This window comes from Chryseobacterium bernardetii (assembly GCF_003815975.1).
Lineage (GTDB): Bacteria > Bacteroidota > Bacteroidia > Flavobacteriales > Weeksellaceae > Chryseobacterium > Chryseobacterium bernardetii.
In genome coordinates this window covers 2,607,022-2,624,906 of record NZ_CP033932.1, presented here as the reverse complement: position 1 = coordinate 2,624,906, position 17,885 = coordinate 2,607,022, and the positions used below count along the sequence as shown (strand labels likewise).

General features: G+C 32.6%; 26 protein-coding genes. 6 read left to right on the top strand and 20 right to left on the bottom strand.

The genetic code is table 11. The annotated features are described in order from the left end of the window. Nucleotides 1-172: 172 nt before the first annotated feature. Together EG339_RS12090 and EG339_RS12085 are read right to left on the bottom strand one after the other, a co-directional pair. Nucleotides 173-595: a hypothetical protein gene (locus EG339_RS12090; protein WP_228459746.1), complete on the bottom strand. Its 423-nt coding sequence runs from the start codon at nt 593-595 to the stop codon at nt 173-175. 59 nt (nt 596-654) lie between these two features. Then, nucleotides 655-1,014 (bottom strand): DUF6876 family protein, encoded by a 360-nt coding sequence (locus tag EG339_RS12085; RefSeq protein WP_123870305.1) that lies wholly within the window; start codon nt 1,012-1,014, stop codon nt 655-657. Nucleotides 1,015-1,427: 413 nt separating this feature from the next. On the opposite strand from EG339_RS12085, the gene EG339_RS12080 reads away from it, so the two are divergent. After that, the gene (locus tag EG339_RS12080; RefSeq protein WP_123870304.1) at nt 1,428-1,967 is read left to right on the top strand and encodes a transposase; all 540 of its coding nucleotides are present in this window, start codon (nt 1,428-1,430) and stop codon (nt 1,965-1,967) included. 205 nt (nt 1,968-2,172) lie between these two features. Here the strand turns inward: EG339_RS12080 and EG339_RS12075 are convergent, their stop codons facing one another. The 9 genes from EG339_RS12075 to EG339_RS12035 form a co-directional block, all read right to left on the bottom strand. Then, complete coding sequence (locus EG339_RS12075; protein ID WP_123870303.1) at nt 2,173-2,976, bottom strand: PRTRC system ThiF family protein; 804 nt, start codon at nt 2,974-2,976, stop codon at nt 2,173-2,175. Further along, nucleotides 2,973-3,695, bottom strand: a complete 723-nt coding sequence (locus EG339_RS12070; RefSeq protein ID WP_123870302.1) for a PRTRC system protein B — start codon at nt 3,693-3,695, stop codon at nt 2,973-2,975. Before EG339_RS12070 ends, EG339_RS12075 begins: the two co-directional genes overlap by 4 nt. Before the next feature lie 9 nt (nt 3,696-3,704). Next, on the bottom strand, nt 3,705-4,868 hold the full coding sequence (locus tag EG339_RS12065; RefSeq protein WP_123870301.1) for a hypothetical protein: 1,164 nt from the start codon (nt 4,866-4,868) through the stop codon (nt 3,705-3,707). A 77-nt stretch (nt 4,869-4,945) separates the two neighbouring features. Beyond that, nucleotides 4,946-5,164 carry a PRTRC system protein C gene (locus EG339_RS12060; protein WP_076506291.1) on the bottom strand — a complete coding sequence of 73 codons (219 nt, stop codon included), beginning with the start codon at nt 5,162-5,164 and terminating at the stop codon, nt 4,946-4,948. A gap of 17 nt (nt 5,165-5,181) precedes the next feature. After that, the gene (locus EG339_RS12055) at nt 5,182-5,733 is read right to left on the bottom strand and encodes a PRTRC system protein E (protein ID WP_123870300.1); all 552 of its coding nucleotides are present in this window, start codon (nt 5,731-5,733) and stop codon (nt 5,182-5,184) included. Nucleotides 5,734-5,766: 33 nt separating this feature from the next. Continuing rightward, nucleotides 5,767-6,198: a hypothetical protein gene (locus EG339_RS12050; protein ID WP_123870299.1), complete on the bottom strand. Its 432-nt coding sequence runs from the start codon at nt 6,196-6,198 to the stop codon at nt 5,767-5,769. 56 nt (nt 6,199-6,254) lie between these two features. Beyond that, nucleotides 6,255-6,734, bottom strand: coding sequence for a DUF1281 family ferredoxin-like fold protein (locus tag EG339_RS12045; RefSeq protein ID WP_123870298.1), 480 nt, complete (start codon nt 6,732-6,734; stop codon nt 6,255-6,257). A gap of 12 nt (nt 6,735-6,746) precedes the next feature. Then, nucleotides 6,747-6,956: an addiction module toxin RelE gene (locus EG339_RS12040; RefSeq protein WP_123870297.1), complete on the bottom strand. Its 210-nt coding sequence runs from the start codon at nt 6,954-6,956 to the stop codon at nt 6,747-6,749. Between the two features lie 12 nt (nt 6,957-6,968). After that, nucleotides 6,969-7,367: a single-stranded DNA-binding protein gene (locus EG339_RS12035; protein ID WP_123870296.1), complete on the bottom strand. Its 399-nt coding sequence runs from the start codon at nt 7,365-7,367 to the stop codon at nt 6,969-6,971. 659 nt (nt 7,368-8,026) lie between these two features. Between EG339_RS12035 and EG339_RS12030 the strand changes: the two genes are divergently transcribed. Further along, nucleotides 8,027-8,203: a histone H1 gene (locus EG339_RS12030; RefSeq protein WP_002981164.1), complete on the top strand. Its 177-nt coding sequence runs from the start codon at nt 8,027-8,029 to the stop codon at nt 8,201-8,203. Nucleotides 8,204-8,499: 296 nt separating this feature from the next. Here EG339_RS12030 and EG339_RS12025 read toward each other — a convergent pair whose 3' ends face one another. The 9 genes from EG339_RS12025 to EG339_RS11985 form a co-directional block, all read right to left on the bottom strand. Continuing rightward, complete coding sequence (locus EG339_RS12025) at nt 8,500-9,333, bottom strand: toprim domain-containing protein (protein WP_123870295.1); 834 nt, start codon at nt 9,331-9,333, stop codon at nt 8,500-8,502. Nucleotides 9,334-9,751: 418 nt separating this feature from the next. Beyond that, nucleotides 9,752-10,849: a hypothetical protein gene (locus EG339_RS12020; RefSeq protein WP_123870294.1), complete on the bottom strand. Its 1,098-nt coding sequence runs from the start codon at nt 10,847-10,849 to the stop codon at nt 9,752-9,754. Nucleotides 10,850-10,908: 59 nt separating this feature from the next. Then, nucleotides 10,909-11,130 (bottom strand): hypothetical protein, encoded by a 222-nt coding sequence (locus EG339_RS12015; protein WP_123870293.1) that lies wholly within the window; start codon nt 11,128-11,130, stop codon nt 10,909-10,911. A 39-nt stretch (nt 11,131-11,169) separates the two neighbouring features. Beyond that, nucleotides 11,170-11,805 (bottom strand): helix-turn-helix domain-containing protein, encoded by a 636-nt coding sequence (locus tag EG339_RS12010; RefSeq protein WP_123870292.1) that lies wholly within the window; start codon nt 11,803-11,805, stop codon nt 11,170-11,172. Nucleotides 11,806-11,808: 3 nt separating this feature from the next. Next, nucleotides 11,809-12,060 carry a DUF3853 family protein gene (locus EG339_RS12005; RefSeq protein ID WP_123870291.1) on the bottom strand — a complete coding sequence of 84 codons (252 nt, stop codon included), beginning with the start codon at nt 12,058-12,060 and terminating at the stop codon, nt 11,809-11,811. After that, nucleotides 12,057-12,611, bottom strand: a complete 555-nt coding sequence (locus tag EG339_RS12000; protein ID WP_123870290.1) for a hypothetical protein — start codon at nt 12,609-12,611, stop codon at nt 12,057-12,059. The genes EG339_RS12005 and EG339_RS12000 overlap by 4 nt, the downstream gene beginning before the upstream one ends. 16 nt (nt 12,612-12,627) lie before the next feature. Continuing rightward, nucleotides 12,628-12,891, bottom strand: coding sequence for a helix-turn-helix domain-containing protein (locus tag EG339_RS11995; protein ID WP_123870289.1), 264 nt, complete (start codon nt 12,889-12,891; stop codon nt 12,628-12,630). A 601-nt stretch (nt 12,892-13,492) separates the two neighbouring features. Next, a complete protein-coding gene (locus tag EG339_RS11990; protein ID WP_123870288.1) occupies nt 13,493-14,338 on the bottom strand; it encodes an RteC domain-containing protein in 846 nt (281 codons plus the stop codon). Between the two features lie 51 nt (nt 14,339-14,389). Next, entirely contained in the window at nt 14,390-16,048 is a 1,659-nt protein-coding gene (locus EG339_RS11985; protein WP_123870287.1) for a helix-turn-helix transcriptional regulator, read from the bottom strand. A gap of 311 nt (nt 16,049-16,359) precedes the next feature. Between EG339_RS11985 and EG339_RS11980 the strand changes: the two genes are divergently transcribed. From EG339_RS11980 to EG339_RS11970, 4 genes are all read left to right on the top strand, one after another. Then, on the top strand, nt 16,360-16,608 hold the full coding sequence (locus tag EG339_RS11980; RefSeq protein ID WP_123870286.1) for a hypothetical protein: 249 nt from the start codon (nt 16,360-16,362) through the stop codon (nt 16,606-16,608). Nucleotides 16,609-16,645: 37 nt separating this feature from the next. After that, nucleotides 16,646-16,810 carry a hypothetical protein gene (locus EG339_RS24265; RefSeq protein WP_164466435.1) on the top strand — a complete coding sequence of 55 codons (165 nt, stop codon included), beginning with the start codon at nt 16,646-16,648 and terminating at the stop codon, nt 16,808-16,810. An 11-nt stretch (nt 16,811-16,821) separates the two neighbouring features. Beyond that, nucleotides 16,822-17,250 carry a MauE/DoxX family redox-associated membrane protein gene (locus EG339_RS11975; protein ID WP_123870285.1) on the top strand — a complete coding sequence of 143 codons (429 nt, stop codon included), beginning with the start codon at nt 16,822-16,824 and terminating at the stop codon, nt 17,248-17,250. Nucleotides 17,251-17,529: 279 nt separating this feature from the next. Further along, a complete protein-coding gene (locus EG339_RS11970; protein WP_123870284.1) occupies nt 17,530-17,844 on the top strand; it encodes a hypothetical protein in 315 nt (104 codons plus the stop codon). Nucleotides 17,845-17,885: the final 41 nt, after the last annotated feature.

Sequence of the window (17,885 nt, the reverse complement as noted above, 5' to 3'; positions counted from 1 at the left end):
TATAAACTCTTTTCAAAATCATTGGTAAGTTTTGACCTGAGATATTTTTAAAATGGTTGCTCTATATTTCGCAAAAATGTATTTTCGACCAAAGAGAAGAAATGCATTTTTGCGAATCTTTTATAAAAAAAGCCAATTGGAAAATACTTCCAATTGGCTTTATAATCACTAACTAAATTTTAGTCTGCAATAATCTTTGAAGATTTTTAGATTTTCTGAAATTAATCAACTTTTTAAATTCCGGAGTTTTTGAAAATTCCTGAAGAGACCTAATAGTATCTATGTCTTTTTCGGAAATACTTGAGATTTTAATGCAGACAGTTCCTATATCTCCAAAACAATTTCCTGCTCCGAAAATAAGAGAATAGTAAGTTTCTTTGGAAATAGGGCGTTTAAAATGTGGTAAATTAGAAAATCCCTCCTTTTCTTCATTCATATATCGTAAATCTTCATCAAACATCTCTTGCGAAAAGAATAGACCATACTCTATTCCATTGTAAGTTTCATATTTTAGGTTGTATTTTTCTTTAAGAAGTTCATTAATCTCTTTAGCATTTTCTGGTTTTTTCAGATATATTATTGAATATGTTCCCATTGTAATAATTTTTAAGTTAAAAAAATACGATTGCCTGTACATCGTGAGGTTCTTTGTGATTAATGTTCACTTGGTAGGAGTAAAACATTATCTTCTTTCCAGATTGTAAACTCATTAAAGAAGAAATCAGAAAACTCAATATCTTGTGTAGCCAGAACATTATCATTTCCGTCAGTCGCAGAAAGGTTGAATCTATTCTCTTCAATTCTTTCGATTTTCCAGACTTGGAATTCTTCTTTTTGAAATTTTTCTGAAAATTGGTAGGATGCGATGCAGTCAAGAAACCAGAAACAAGATTCTTCCCGAGCTATAGTTATGACACCATCTGTTAATAACAGTTTTCCTATATAGGAGTAATAAGATTCTGTTCCCATAAAATTGTCATAAAAATCATTGGCTGAAATGTTTGGATTTTTCATAATTGAAATTTTAAAAATGTTTGTATTTTGTTTTATTTTTTGGAAAAGTCACAGATTGCTGTGCTTTAATTTTTTCTGACTATTGAGTTGTTTTTCATTGCTTTTTGACGATAGAAATCCAGTTTCAGTCAAAACCGAAATGGAAGAATGAAATGAAGGCTTCGAAATCTTTTTGTCCGAAGGATTTAGGAGTGTCTGAACAAATTATTGAAGCGAAGTGGAAAGATTTTTTTAGAAACCCAAAAAGATTTTTTTGAGCAGAAACAGGATTTATATTTTTGCAAACTGAAAACAACCTATGTAGTCAGAAAAAAAGCATAAGAATTAGAACCTTTTTTCAATTGTAAAACAGGAAATAGAAATCAATAATCGTATATTTGAATATCAAACAAACACATTATTAAAGAGGGTTTATGAAAAAACTAATTACTTTATCAGTACTTTCAATTGCAATATCAGGATTTGGCCAAACAAACTGTGAAGCTATAAAAAAAGAAAACGAAGCTTTGCAATCAACCAATAAAGTTTTGACTTCTGAAAACGATTATCTAAAAAAAGTGCTTGACATCAATAAGCCAATTCTCGAAACAGAAACAGAAAATTCTTCTTATAGAATCACAAAAGTTACAGGTAATAGAGCTGGGAAAAACATTGAAATAAGTTTCATTATTGAGTCCAAGGATGAGAATAAAAAAATGACAATCGAAGATATTAGTATTGTAGATATTGAAGGTAATGAACACAAAATTGACTTGTATAAATCCAGCAAAACCTTTCCTGAATTGGCCAAAAATGTTCCTTTGAAACTAAATTTTTCATTTAAAGATATACAAGGTGAACCCTTATTTATCAAAATATTTAAATTCAAAACTACCTCACAGCCAGAGAGAAATACGTTTGAGAAAACTAAAACAAACTTAGAATTTAAAGATTTAAAAGTTGTTTGGAACTAAGATGACTGAACAAGATTTTTTGAATCTACTTGATTTTAATAATTCAAAAAAATAAAATACTCCGCAACTTTTTTTCAAAAACATCCAAAGTTCACGCACGGAGATGTTTTTGAAATGGGGTTGCTTCTTATTTTGCAAAAATGCGTTTCCGACCCCAAGGGAGGAATTGCATTTTTGCCGCCCGACTTTCATCGGACAGCAAAATCTACAATTTAATCGCTTGAGAATGGAAGTTCTTTAGATTAAGAAAAAAACCTCTGTTCTCAGTTAATCCATCACAGAACAAATTCCACAAAAGCGAACATCCCATTTGAGCCAAAGTTGAATTGATAAATAAATCTTGCTTTGCCAATGCTTCCGCGAGACTGCAACTTGGTGTATCATCTTCTGTTTCGGATTGTTTTAGCAGGTCTCCAAATTCCTCAGTAATAAATGGAAGATGACCTCTTGTTTCATATTTCTCGGATTTGGGTTGTCCTAAATTTCCTACAGTAGATAACAAGACCTGACCTGTATGTTTACCATTCCCAAAGTCAATCCAATACTTCGGTTGATTGCTAAAACTTTTGTAATCATCTTTCTCTTTTAAAATTTCTGCAACACCAAACCTTGCCTGTACATTATCTACGCAGGTCATCGTAATCGTTGCTTTAGCATCTACTGAAAATCTGCCGAAACTATCTTTTTCAAACTTTTGGGTTTCGGCTTTCCAATTGGTTCCTGCCCATCGATTGATACGGTTGATTAATGCAACGGATTTATACAATCCTCTTTCACATTCCGCAAACCGTTGTCTTCCTATATTGGCACTTGTGATAATATCATCGTCCCAAAGACGAACTTGTAATCCTGCGTGTCCTAATTCAATAAGACTGTGATTCATTTCCATTAAAGCGGTCAAGACTTTTGAACCTGTTCCCCCACCACCGATAAGATTAACTGAAATCGGATTCGTTGGACTAAGCAAAGAATTGTCCACAAAATGAACGGTTGGTTTTGTTGTAATCATCGCAATAAATTTTTAAGGGTTTTGTTGTTCTTTTTTAATATTTCATTGGGAAACGCTTCATTTGATTTGAGCAATTTCTTCCAAAGGTTTACTAAGTTCCCATCAATAGGATTATGACCTCCTACCAAATGGCTGAAATAAGAATTGAAAAAATAGCTCTCCCATTGTTCTATAAATTCCTCTACCGAAGTTGAATTTTGAATTTTTATATCGACATTTCCCATACAAACATCACCATCGTTATAAACATTGAAGAATGGAGCGTAATGTAATGTTGTGTTTTCTGTTGGTCTTTTATCGTTTGATAATGCAAAAACAGAAAGGTTTTCTTTATCCGCAATCCAAAGCATAGCAGGAACTTTTGCTTTTCCGCTGGGTATTTCCAGATTTTTCACAAAATACATTTGTCGTTCTTGTGCTTTGGTGTACCAAATCACTGAACCTTTTTGGCTTGGGTTAATATGCAAAATGTTATTGGCTAAGATTCCTTTAGACTTTAAAAAGGCTTTCTCGATTTCTTTATCAATGACTAAAGATTTTGCTAACGTTTTTGCTTCGTTTACAGTTAACGGATGTGCATTGATTGGATTTCCATTTCTGTCCATATCAAAGTGTTCAACATACATTTCATTTTTATATAAGGACTCGTAAAAAACCAATGCAGATTTTGGTTCGTACAGCATTCCTAAATATTTATTGGTATCAATTACATTATTCATTCTAATTTTTTAATAGGTTAACACTTGATGTAATTCTTCCATTAAAGTGAATAATCGATTTTCAAAATCAAAATCCGCTTTTGGAATTTCTGTTCCATTAATAGGTAGGTAAATAGTTGGCTCTTCAATGCTTCCGTATTCATTGAACTCCGCATTAATGCTATCTTCAATATTATTGTACAAACAGCCTTTGGTATTAGCTACAAATGAAATGTACATATCCATTGATATAGCTTTATTGGAATAATCGTCATCGTATGGGTTTTCTTCAGATGATGGTTTATTTCTGAAAATTGTTGTATTTGGATATTCTGAATAAAGAGCAAAAGCTTCGAAAGCAACTTTGTGGCAAATGATGTCAAATTCATTTTGGATTTTAAAACAATTCAAACGCTGTTCAAAAAAATCCAAATTTTTTAGATTGAATAATTTTTTTTCAATTTTGTCACCTATATTCTTGGACATTTTAAATTCTCGCCAATAATTCTGTGAATCCTCTCTTGCTTCCTCCTCTTCCTGTTCCATCCACTCTTCGTGCATTTCGTATATCCAATAGAGATAACTATCCTGTTGTCTGTAATACGGAACGTTGGCAATATGATAGAGATAGCTAAAAACAGAAAGTAGAAGTTGGGCATTCTTTTTATAATTTTTGTCGTGAAGCATTTTAAAAAGTGGCACAACTGGAATAAAATGTAGTGATGTATTAGTGCAGAACTGTTCTTCTTTTGCAAAATGAAACTTTTCGTTAGTTCGTATGAGTTTGAATTGATTCCAATCTGCATTAGCCTGTTTCATTTTCGTTTCAATATCCCATATTGCCAAAGCCAAATTATATGGAAAACCAAAGTCTTTGGTTTGCATTGGCTCTACTCCATACTGTTTGGAAAATTTAGAAAGGGACTTATAAAAGTCCCTTTCTGTGTTAAGTATTTTCTTGCTATCTTGAAAATGTGATACTTCTTCTTGTTTAGGAAGAAACTTACATCTTAGAAAACCATTGGAAGCATTGTTATTGGTACAGATTTCTGTCTGTCTTTCCGAATTTCGTTCAAGGTCTTTGGTTTTTGAAGCCAATGAGCGAACCTGCCCAATTGTTGATGTAACTTTTCTTGTTGTCTTTCTTCGGGCAACTTTATTTTTCCCGATATAATTTTTCTTTGTTGCATTCATTTTTATTTTGTTGTTGGTTGCTGAAAAAGGAGGACTGGCTTTAAATTAATTTGCTCTTAACAAGTAGCAATATTTATCTATCCCTTAGTCCCCATTACACTTTCAAATTTGTACTGTATAGTATCATCTTTAATCTGCGGTGCTGAAACTTTTGCAGTGGTTAATATTGGGTAAGTATTGGCGTAAAAATTCATCACAGCTTCTACACTCCATTTAGGTTCGGGGTCTGTAAGTTTTATTTCGTGTCCATTGTCTTTCAAAACAAAAACTCTTTCTAATAGTGTTGCAAGTAACATTTTTAAAATTTTTTAGGTTAGATAGTTTCAATTGGCACATTTTCGTCGCTAGCTTCGGTAAAAAGATTTGGGGCGAGATGTTTTGAGTATTCGTCTTGTTTACTGCGTATGATTTCTGCGAAGTCGGGATACTCAGAAGCTTTTGGAAGTGCTGTCCAAGCATCTTTATATTTCCCCTCCTTTTCAAGTTCTTCGGCTTTTTGCAATGCTTCTTTATACTTTTTCTCTTTAGCATCTTTTTCCTTTTTATCCTTGTCACTCTTTTCTTTTTCCATTGCCGATTTCTTTTTGACTTCTTCAAGTTGCTTCATAAAAGCCTCCATATCCACCATCAATCCCGAAGCGGTTTGCAATGGTGTCGTTATTTGTTCAAAAAAACCGTTATCAAGTTCCTCCGCCGTTCCACGAAGATTAAGAGGTGGAATTAATTTCCTTGCTTCGTCTCCACACCGCTCATTGTTGAGCAGTATGGAAAGAACAAAGCAATTTTCAGTCGTCGGACGAAGTGTGATTTGCAAATCTCCCGTTAAGTCCATTTTTGCGATATGTCTGAAAAAATTGGTCTGCATAATTGTTATGATTTGTGATTTTGATTCTTTAATTTATTTTATGAGTTCCACCAATGAAAATTGTTCTGTGAAAAATTCTTCACTTGTGTGTTTTCCGAATGCGTTGTAGATGGCATTTCCACTTCTAAAGACTTGCATTTGATGGTTGTGCAAATCGTGTTCGGGCTGTAAAAGTTGTTTCAAATCATCTTTTTCCAATACGACGAAAAATTGATTTTTCTCCGAAAGCCATTCTTCAATTTGAGGGTAGTTTTCTTTAGAGAATTTGAAAAACTCAACATTGACATCTTCATAGTTGAGCCATTTCAAATCGGAATCATTTTCAACAATTTTCACAACTTTCAATCTATTCTTTTGGATTTTTTTCCATTCTTCGGAGATATGTATAATTGCAAAATCACAGTCGTCCCATTCGCTCTTTGCTTTTATTAATAAATATTCGGTTGGTTTGATTGATTTTTTCATTTTTTTATTTGTTATAAAAAACTACCACTATCGAAAGTGGTAGTTTGTATTAATTATTAAGATTGTCCGAAAGCTATTTTCCTTCCTAAAAGGATTTTCATTATTTCATCTTTGTACTCATAGATATTGCCCTCAAACTGATAGTTATTTTCTTCCTCATTGTAGCTACAATCTTGAAAGTCACTTTGGTTTAAACAATAATCTTTCAAAATCTCATTTTCATAAAAGGTCTTGCCTAAAAGCATACATCCCGATTCCTCATAGCTTAACACGAATTCGACATCAAAATGATTTGCAATCGTCCACAACACCTCAATGTTTGGACTCCATCTTGTATCATAATGAAAAGAGCATTCTTCTGTTTCGTCTTTATAGATTTCAGAAAAATATCCGTACTCGCTTTGAATGAAATCGGGTAATTGACCTATTTTTCCTTTACTTTCATTATCTATCATTGTGCGAAACAAATCCGATACTTGATTCAAACTTGCTTGATTTCCTTTAAATGTTACCTTATTGTTGCATCTGTTAGCCATATTTTTCTAATTTTAGTTGTTTTCATAGATATAAGTTCCACTTGTTCTAAAAGGTTCTTTACCTTGTGTCAATCGAATTTCCGACTTGAAAATTTTGGAAATATTTCTTGCGTATCGTATTGCTGTGATTCTGTCGCAATTGGTTACATAATAGACTTCGATGTCCTCCCATTCTCTTTCATCTTTTTTCTGCTTTATCTGAAAATTAAATTGTGCTTCCATAATTTTGAGTAATTAAAATGGTAAATCGTCGTCTGTATCTTCTGCAAATGTTTTTTTGTCTTGTGCTTTTTCTGTCACAAAGTTTTGTACACCTTCTCGTTTTCCTCCTCCGTGAAACTTTATGTTTGAAGTATGGAAGTTTAATCCAGACCTTATCTCTCCATCCTTACCTATCCACGCATTTGAACTCGTTCTGCCTGATAGTTCTACCAAAGTCCCTTTAGTTAAAGATTTTGCGACATTAGGACTTTGCCAATATGCGCAATTATAATAAGTGGTCTGCTCCACCTTTTCTCCTTGTTTATTTTTGTAGCTGTCATTAATAGCTACTGAAAAATTAACTACTTGTTTGTCATTTTTTAAAATGCTGATTTCTGCGTTTTTGGTAACTCTACCGATAATTGTACTCATAATGTTTCGATTTATTTTGTTAAAATTTTGTTGATAATTCTTGATTGTTTTAATTTTAAATTCTGAGTGATTTGATTTGGTATCGAGGACACTCGGCTCTCTTTTTTATATTTAAGTTTTGAAAAACAGTATATTCTGTTGTTTTTCCATTTGTTTTTTCGTTGATGTCAAAGAACGTCTTGAGTTGAATTGATTCGTATAACTGAGGTTCCGGCTTTTTCTTTGCCGATGATTATAGGAAAGCATCAGGCACACAAAACCCGATTCACTTCCCGTAGTGGATTACAGTGTTGAATCGGGCTTGAAATCTTTTTGTCCGAAGGATTTAGGAGTGTCTGGAAAAATTATTGGAGCATAGTGGAAAGAATTTTTGTAGAAACCCAAAAAGATTTTTTTGAGTGAATGATGCTGTCCTACATTTGCAATAGTAAAAAGCACAAACCACAGTGATGAATTGGTTCAATGACGTTTTTGTCAACGGAAAACAAAGGAAAATCCATTAAAAAAATCCGTTTTTTACAGTCTCATTTTTCTAAAATGAAATTCAAGTCGTTTAATCATTTATGATTCTATAAAAATTTACAAATAGGCTTAAAAGTGCTTATAGAAAGGAATAAAAATTTATATTTGCGGACTTATTAAATATATAAACATACCTTATGAAAGAACTTATCGAAAAAATCAACGCAGAATTTGAGGCGTTCACTACAGAAGCAAACCAACAAGTTGAAAAAGGAAACAAAGCAGCCGGAACTAGAGCAAGAAAATCTGCTTTGGAACTGAGTAAATTATTTAAAGACTTTAGAAAAATCTCTGTTGAAGAATCTAAGAAATAATTGATAAAAAATAAATCCCAGCTTTTCAGTTGGGATTTGTTTTTACTACTTGGAATCTCCGGGTTTGTGCGTATGCGGCTTCAAATCCGGATGCTTCGGTTGGTTTGGTGGAGTTACCCGAGGTCTTCTATCGGGCGTTCCATCTTCTTTTTTAGGTTTTGGACCTGGCTTAATAGCCTTAACTGTTTCCATAAAAGTATTTTTTTTTGTTAAACAGTTTTAAAGGTCATCATTAATATTCTAATTGCATTACGGAAAACCGTATCGAAAATATTTCTTTTTTGATTAAACAATCTCTATTTTCGTTCGCAATACCATTTATTCAAATCTTCAAAACCGTTGTAAATCAAAGAACAGTCTTCCACATTCTTATATTGATTTTCGATTTTCGTTTTGACAGATTTTCCGTTGGAATCATTATCTAAAAACAATGAGATTTTATCATACTTCTTCAATTCGTTTTCAATTTTAAAAAGCATTGACGTAGAGTTGAGAATAAGATAATCTGTGCTTTGTTCTTTTTCCATATTTCTGTAAGTCAGGTAATCGAAAAAGCCTTCAAAGATTGCAATTTCATCAAAGTTGTTTTGAGTTTTTATCAATGTAACATCTTTCTTACCCAAACAGATTTTAGAATATTTGTTTCGTATTTCAAAACCACCAGAGTCGTTTAAAAAGCCTATTCCAAAATACTTTTTGCCATTCATTTTGTAATGAACCTCTTTGACCAAATCCTTTTGCTCATAAACTCTACGTGATGTTAAATACTGAACTAATGCAAAGTGCCTAATTTCACTCGTTTTTAAGATTTCGTATTCCACTTCTTGATTAGACTCCACTTTCTGAATATCATTCCGGAGAAAAAAGTCAAACTTTGCCAAGTATTTCAAAGCATCAGAAACAGAACATTGATTAATTTGCTGCACAATTGAAATCACATCATAACTTTTGCCGGTCCCGAAATCAAATGCCTTATTTTTTACAAAATCAACAGATAAACTTGGTGTCCTCTCCTCTCTGTCAATTGCAAAGTAAAAAGCTGTTCTTCGGTTTTCTTTGGATGGAAATAAGTTGAACGACTCCAAAACTGTTCTGATTCCTATTTTTTGTTTTATTTCTTCGCAATTCATTTTTTTTCTTTTTAAAGCAAATTTTTCATCTTCATTTTCCTTTTAGATAAAAAAAACCTTTTATCATCTTTTAATATACTTTTAGTAAATCGCTATATCGTCTTACCACAAAGGATTTCAAGTATTTTTCGAATGAGTGCAATTCCGAATTTAAAATGAGTACAATTCCGAAATCGAAATGAGCGCAATTCCGAGAAAACCCACATTTTGGAATGAGTGCAATTCCGAAATGCCTTTTTTAATTGCTTATAAATTCTCGCAGTTCTTCACGATTTTATGATTAGCTATCACTTTTAGTGGTATTTAATATTTTGGAATGAGCGCAATTCCGAAAACAATAACTGAAAATTTCATATTTTAAGATTTTTTTAACTTCAGCTACCGCAATTCCGAAATCAGAATGAGCGCAATTCCGAATTCACAGTATTATCGGATAACCATTGGGAATTAATTTTCCAGTTCTACTCTCCTGATATATTTCTATAACAAGCTTCTGAATTTCCTGTAAAAAGGCTATCCCCCGAAATGTGACAGACTGTATTTTTTTTAATCTGCAGATTTTAATGAACCTAGTAAAAGCTTTCTCTATTAATATTCGGGTTTGGGGAATATTTCTGTATTGATGAAAGAATTGATTCATTTCATTTTCCTGTAAGCCAAATCTTTTCCGGAAATAGCTTAATCTTTTAGTGATTTTAGGTGTTTTTTTTGAGTTTTCGGACATTAAAACATCTGAACTCATTTTGGTTTTGTAAGGAAATATAAAGATAGAATCCCCTTTGTACTGGTAGTTGAAAGACAAACTATTATATTTATCCAAGCTGATTCTTGCAAGTTTTAGAAACTTAAAACAGAAATCATTGGCTGTTTTATAGTTAAGTCCAAATTTTTTGTTCAATGTCGATAACTTTAGAACTGTTCCACTTTCAGGTATTTTTGAAAGCCAGATGGCAAAAATAATATGCTTATTGTTTCTTACACTGTAAACCAAATTATATAAAATGTAGTTGTATTCAGGAATGACTAACAGCTGCTTAAGCCAATAACTGCTGACTAAAAATGTAGTATAACCTCGTTTGTCATAACTGGGTGCAGAAATCAATCCACCGAAAGTTTTAATTTCTTTCCCTTTCGAGTTCAAAGATTTATACCAACCCATTTTGAATCGTGCAAGAAACTCATATGCATCAACGACCTGTTGTGTTGAACCACTTGGTGAAATTTTACTGTTTCTTATTCTAATGGAAGCAAAAATATTGTTATCCGTTTCAAACTCTTCATCAAAAAGCGATAGTTGCTTAGGTCGGTCTTCCGGACGAAACTGTTCATTGCTGATAATTGAAATAATATTGAAAATAACACGTAACGCATTAATTGGAATATCCGCAGCTTCGTTATCATCGAAAATAAAATCATCAACAAAACGATTTCCAACCCGTATTCTTTCCTGAACGATTTCATTCTTGATTTCAAATTTGTTACGGATTAATCGAAAATCCTTATCTGGATTAGCCATTCTATTGTTTAAGATATTTTATGATTTAATCTAACTATATTTCAAATTGACTGGCAGGACTAAATCAATTTAATTTTTTCACTTTTAAGCGTTTTCGAGCCATCAGCTAAGCTGTAATATTTAAAAATATTAACTTCTTCTCCTTTAAAAACTCTTTTGTCAGCTTTACCCAAATTGAAAATTCGCACTTTTTGGATGCCTTTATATTCTGCAAGCATACCATTGATACAAACCTTTTGTCCAGGTTTTAAATCGGATATTGTAACTTCTTTTTTACTCATTACTTTTTGAAATTTGATTTAATGATTATTAATTCTGAGTTAGGGGTGCTTTATATTTGGAATGTCTTTTAGTGAAATTGGATTGTCTACATTTGAATTATTCATATAAGGCAGTGCACTTTTTAGTGTTGCTTTCCAATTACTGATTGGACGATTAAATGCATTTTTCCATCCTTTATCTACCCAGCTTTTATATTTTTTTTCAATGGAAAAATCCAATTGAGATTCGTAGCTTTCCAATGCCTTTGCATAACTCATAAATTCCTGCAAAGAAGGGATTATGCTACTTTCATTGGCTACGTCTTCAATTATCGGAGAAATTTCTAAAGATGCCGCTTCTAGGAGATTTTCAGTGTCAGTGCCTTTTTTTTCTTCTTTTGTTTCCGGTTCAGTCTGAAAAGAATAGTCTAATAGCAAACGGTAGTAACAAGGAAGCCCATTGCTGGTCTGAAATTGTATTAATCCTCTATTTTTGAGCTTCTCTTTTGAAGATTTGATGGTAACTCTGGTCAAGCCCAACTCTTTTGCTAATTCTACATCAGAGGTTTTAAAATCATAGCGGTCCTTTTCATAACCAATTTTAAGCAGATACAAATACACAGCAATCTCAGTAGGACTTATTTTGGCAATCCGATTAAAGTCCCAAAACCGTTGTATTAATTCTAGGTAATACATCTCTTACTTCTGCGCAAAAAGCTTCAAAGCCTTTTCCTTATCAATGATGATTATATTGCCCTTTTGAATAATCGCCTTATCCAAAATTCCCGAAGATTTTATTTCAGAAGCTTTTGAAATTGAGCATCCAAGAATTTTAGCTAACCCTTTTAGCCCGTATTCGTATTTCTGTTCTGCTACCACATTCTTTAATATTTCTAAGAATTCTCCAACAGTCAAATCGCAGATTGGGGTTTTAAGATTAATCACTTTCATAGATTCTGGTTTTGATTAATGTTTTTGATTTTAGAAATCCAATTTCTTGCAGCTGATTTCCAGCATTTCATTGGATTACTATTTGTCAATCTCCAATCCTTAGATTGATACAATGAATAAAATTGGTACGCTTCTTCAGATACTACATCCCGTTCATTGAAATACATTTCAATCTCATAAAGCATCGGTATTGAAAAATTAATTTTTTCCTCTTGTAGGTTTTTTTCTTCCAAGCTTATTTCATTTTTGTTCTTATCTACAGTTTCAAAATCAATAATTTCAATCGAGCTTCCTTCGTAAGAATTGTAGCTCGGCGAATAATTAATAAATCCGGCATTATGTATCTCATTAATACATTTATGGTAGGTCGCAAAAGATTTAATTTTACTTAGCTTCATTAATTCTTCGCGACAGATACGAAAGGGATTTTGAAATTTGTTCGAACTCCACAATTGGAAAAGCGAAACATATAAGCTGATATGTGAAGGATACATCCGGCTGTCCTGAATAAAAGAGCCAAAGAAACTGATGATATTTTTAGATTGCTTCATAACTGTTGACTATCAATTAATGTTTGAAATCTTTCAATAGTTTCTCAATATCCTTGTAATTGTAATACAACGTCCCTCCAATTTTACTATAAGATAGTGTACCATTAATTCTTAGGTTTTGTAATGTGCCTGAAGAGATATTAAGCATCTTCTTGACCTCAGAGGTGCGAAGCCACAATTTTTGTTCTGTAGTATTACCTTGTAATAGTTCTTTGATAGCTTCCAGCAATTCAATTTTAAATTGCTGAAGATCCTCCTTGGTGATAATAGATATTGCCATTTGTCAATTATTTTGTTTGACAAAATTTCAAAATCACGCTTAATATCTTTCGGTAGTTTCTCGGTACTACCGAAAGATTCTCTTATACATCCTTTGAGTATGGAGTTTTAGATCAATGGTTAATGGTGATTAAACTGTTTTTTTTTGAAATTGTGAAAAAAACATACAATGCATTGCGATAAGCAACACTTTTATTAGATTATCATTCAATATTTATATAAATTTTTTATTTCTTGCCATTAAGACTATAGTTTTCACAACATTTTTAAGAATTATCTTGATCGAATTCAAATTAGCTTGAAAAACTTTTAACTACAGTCTTAATAGCAATCTCGTTGGTAATGTTGTGTATAAAGCTGCTTTATTAGTAAATCGCAAAGAAGATCTTTCGGTAGCTCATCGATACTACCGAAAGATTTACAATTACAATTCCTGTAAAACACTATTTTCATAGGTCAATCGTTAGAATTATAAACGATAATAGCTCTGAAGCGACAGACCGTCGATATTAAAACAGCTTAAGGTGTTATATGTTATTACTGGTAAAAATAGAATATGATCCTATTTGAAATTGGAGAATTTTGTGTAGAAACTAGTTCTCCTACAGGTCTAAGTCATCCAAATACTGATTAAAATTATGCTGAAGCAATGACAAAAATTTTGTTCTATCCGTTTTTCTTAACCGTATTTCACTGAATGTTTTGTGATAATTCCCTAGACCAATATTTAGTGAATTTTCTGCCCAGCGGAATATTTCCGCAAGATCTGAATGACCTCCATTAAAGCACTTCGTTTGATGAACTGCATACAACAACTCAATAAGGGCAACTTTCGGAGCCGTCCATTCCAGATTCTTAATATGGTTAATAGAGTTTTCTCTACTCTCTTTTGAATCAATTTTATTTGTTAAATATTGTTCTAAAAGATCATTTGCTATAATTTGGGATACAATATGGTCGTGAGATGTGGAAAATTCCTCATCATAACTGTACAGTTCCGGACTGAGCTTCAACTTAAAATCAAATTTGAGCCGAACGAAATATTTTTTGTCAAGATATGTCGATTTACGACGATAATAACTGATGAAGTCCCTTTGCTCATTATAGAAATATAAAAGATTGGATCTCTCGTTTTCATAATACGATCTTAACGCTTGCGAATCTGCGTAGGGTTTTGAGGCTTCAATGGCTAAAACTTTGGAATAGTAGATATATACTGCTACGAACTGTGGTTTGGTGTTTTTAAAGAAATATATTTCATTACTCCAGTCCGGAAACTGATATTGGCGCAATAGGTCTTTCAATTGTCTTATAGAAGCGTCTGTTTCCATCAGAATTTCTTCTGTGCGAATCACAATATCATTCTCACTTCTGTTGATTTGATCTACTGCTGTTGAAAGATCTTTCCAAAGTTGATCAACTTTTTTTTTAAAATTTTGTCCGTTCATACGTTTTTCAATTTATTGTTAACGTAAAAATCGGGCTAAAAAATAAAAAAGTCAGGTCTTCTTTAATTCTTCCTGTCTCATTCTGATAAAATCTCTAGGCCTGATACTGTTGATCTCAAGAAAGTGTGCTGAGAAGATCTGCCTGTTCGCCATCCCGCATATTTTGGCGAGTGTTTCAATTTTATAACTAAGATATTTAGTATCCTCTACAAGCAAATTGGTGATATATCTGATTCTTAAAGCTTTAAGATATGTTGGAAATGTTACATCAAAGTGTACATTGAGTACATATGATAAATGGGTGCGGTTGCTTCCAATCATTTTGCCAACAATTTCAAGTGTTAAATTCGGCTGAAGAAATTGTTTTTCGTCTTCAAAAATCTTTAGATTTGTTTTGATGTCTTCGATAATTTCTGAACTGTATAAGTCTAAATTGTCTTCATCAGATGAAGCGGGTGGTATGACGTCGAAACTAATGGTTTCTTTTGAGCTATTTAATTTTTCAAGCACTTCCTGATACCTGGCATTCAATTCTTTTTCTCTTTTCCTGAACCTCCAAATTAAAAAAAACAATATTACCAGTCCCGCACCAATGAAAGAATATAAAATAACTTGATGACCTCTGATCATCTGCTTCTTCTCTTCTATTAAATTGTCTGTATCATACTCGCTATAAATTTTGTCCGTGAGCATCACAAAGTCAGCATTAATAATGGAGTCGGCCTTTAACAACTTTTCAGAGTAGTACATCTTCCGTTCAGAATTCCTATTTTTTTTAGCATCATCAATCAGATACAGATAAGTTGATCTGATCTCAGGGGTAATAAACCAAAATTTATTGACCAGCGAATCAACTTTATTAAAATATTTTAACGATTCAGCTCTGTTTCCCTTTGATCTATATAGTTTCCCTATATAAAAATAGACGCTCGTCAATGAAGCGTAATCCTGATTACTGCTTAGAATATCTTGAGACACTTTAAAGTGCTTCAATGCTTCATCTGCTCTTCCCTTTCTAAGTAACTGCACTCCCCTTCCTTTCTGGAAGTACCCAAACTCAATCACTTGCTCGCTGTTGTTATGAAGTTTTTCTAGCCCAATATTTATGAGGGAGTCTTCCTTATTATATAATTTTAGATTTCTATAACAAGTGCTTAAGCGATAAATACTGTTATAATAACCTGATTCATTATTGAACCTGATGTTCCTATCTAAACTCTCTTTGGCATTTTTTTCAAAAAAATCAGCTGTCTCTTCAAAATGTACGGCTGCATATTTATAGTATCCCAAATAGCTTTTGATCATTCCCAAATGATAGATGATCTTATTCTTAAGGTAACCATCTTTTGAATTTTTTGAATATTTGAATGCTATTAAATATTCTTTTAAAGCTTTTTTATATTGTCTTAGATTATAGTAATAAATAATTCCTTTTCCTGCGTAGGCTCTTGCGATCTGATCCTGGTCGTTTAATTTTGATGCAGAGGTAATGGCACTGTCAGCGTAAGATAATTTCCTGCCGGTTTCTTTGCTGTAGTAGATAGCTTCTTCGTAACCTCGGATCTGTTTTTTAAGGTTATGGTCATTTTTTGCTTTGTCAATGTACATTTTTACAAAAACCATTGCTCTTTCGTCATTCTCTGAGTATGAATCTATCAATCGGGAGATCTCCTTGTAAGATTGTTGCTGTATCTCTTGACCTTGTGTCATAAGCACAAACAAAGTAAACAACATTGGTAAAATTCTACTACAATAATACATTATGATAAGATATTTGCAAATTTAATGAAAAACTCGCAATTAAGAGCCCGTTCAATATTTCAAATGATAACAAAAAAACTGATTTTCAATACATTACAATCATTTTTTTTGTTGGTAGAATTGATCAATAATTACATTGAATGTATCAATTGATGCAACAATAGTTTTTTTTAATTCCCTAACCCTCCTAATTTCGACATCAGAATTCTAATCAATATCAACAACCGGCCGGGATAACTTTTAAAACCATTATAAAAAAAATGAAAAAGTATATCTCACTTTTAAGTCTAACAGCTGCATTCTTAATGCAGTCTTGTGAAAGAACCGATTCTGTCTCTGAAATAACAGAACAGAAACAACAAAGCATTGAAATTCCAAACAATAAAGAATCTTCAAAGAATGCAGACGGATCCTCAGAAACAAATGGCTCCAATAATTTTAAGACGGGTGATGACGATGAGCCTAAAAAAGATAAGCAGCACTGGAGGATAGTGCAGGATACGATCTGATAAATATGACCTCTACTAAACTGAACAGTTTCAAAAAATGGAAAATCAGAAAGTGATCTTAAGCACCGGAAAGAAATGTACCGAAAGTGGAGAATGGGAGATTGAAGGAAGAATAAGCACTGTAGTTTACGTTTCAAAAGGCGAAGTAATGCCCACCTACTGCGGGAAAAACGTAAAATGGATTTTAGTTAGAAAAGGATAAAAACTAATATTATGAAAACTTTTAAAACAGGAATAATAGAATTCATCAGCTACTTTTTTATACTGCTGTTTTGTTATGCAGCAATGGGTAAACTAATGGATTTTGATGAATTTCAAACTCGGATTTCAGAATCTCCTTTGTTGAATAGGTTTTCGCAGTTCCTTCCCTACACCATAATCATTGCTGAGTTTTTCATTGCAGGATTATTATGCTATCGAAAAACAAGAAATATAGGACTGATTGGTAGTCTTATTTTGATGCTCGTCTTCACAGGATATATAGCTTTAATAATAAGTACAAGCGATAATCTTCCTTGTTCCTGTGGAGGAATTTTGGAGAAAATGAGCTGGCATCAGCATCTGTATTTTAATATAGGCTGTGTTATTCTTTCTGTTATTGCTTTAGGTTTAAATCTAAGATACAGCAGGCCTGCTGAGTGAGTATGTTACCGTAATTGTTTACGGATGTTTATGATTGGAATTTGTTATTAATGTTTAACCTTAAAATTAGACAGCTGAAAGCTGTTTAACAATCAAGATTTTTAAAATGAATTTATCAACAAAAATTTGTTTGGGAATATGTAGAATGGGATATTTTGGTACGACAAGATTTGTTAATCTATGGGTATAATTAATTTTTCAACCTACTCTTCGTACTTCTCAGACAGGTTTCTAAAGTTTTTAAGGTAATCTTTTTTGATGTATAAAAAGACCATAACAATGAAAATTAATCAATTTTTGAAAATCAACGCAGTAGCGATAGCTGCCATTATGTTTACAGGTGCTCTTATGTCGTTTAAAATCGTAGAAAAAAAAGCAGCCGACAAACAGTTCTATTACAATAGTACCAGTACTTCTGCAGGTGCATTCGCTAATGTAGCCAACTGGGCAGAAGGAGCAGGTTCATCTTGTCTTACAACAGGAAACAAACCTTGTACAATTGCAGTTCCTGAAGGGCAAGACTTGGTTGACGTGATTGGAGGAATGACCAATGCGCAGGTCCTTGCTATTCATCCAAGTGAAAGAAGACAATAATAGTCCTTTCAATCAGTATTAAAAAGTAGGGTTGACAATAA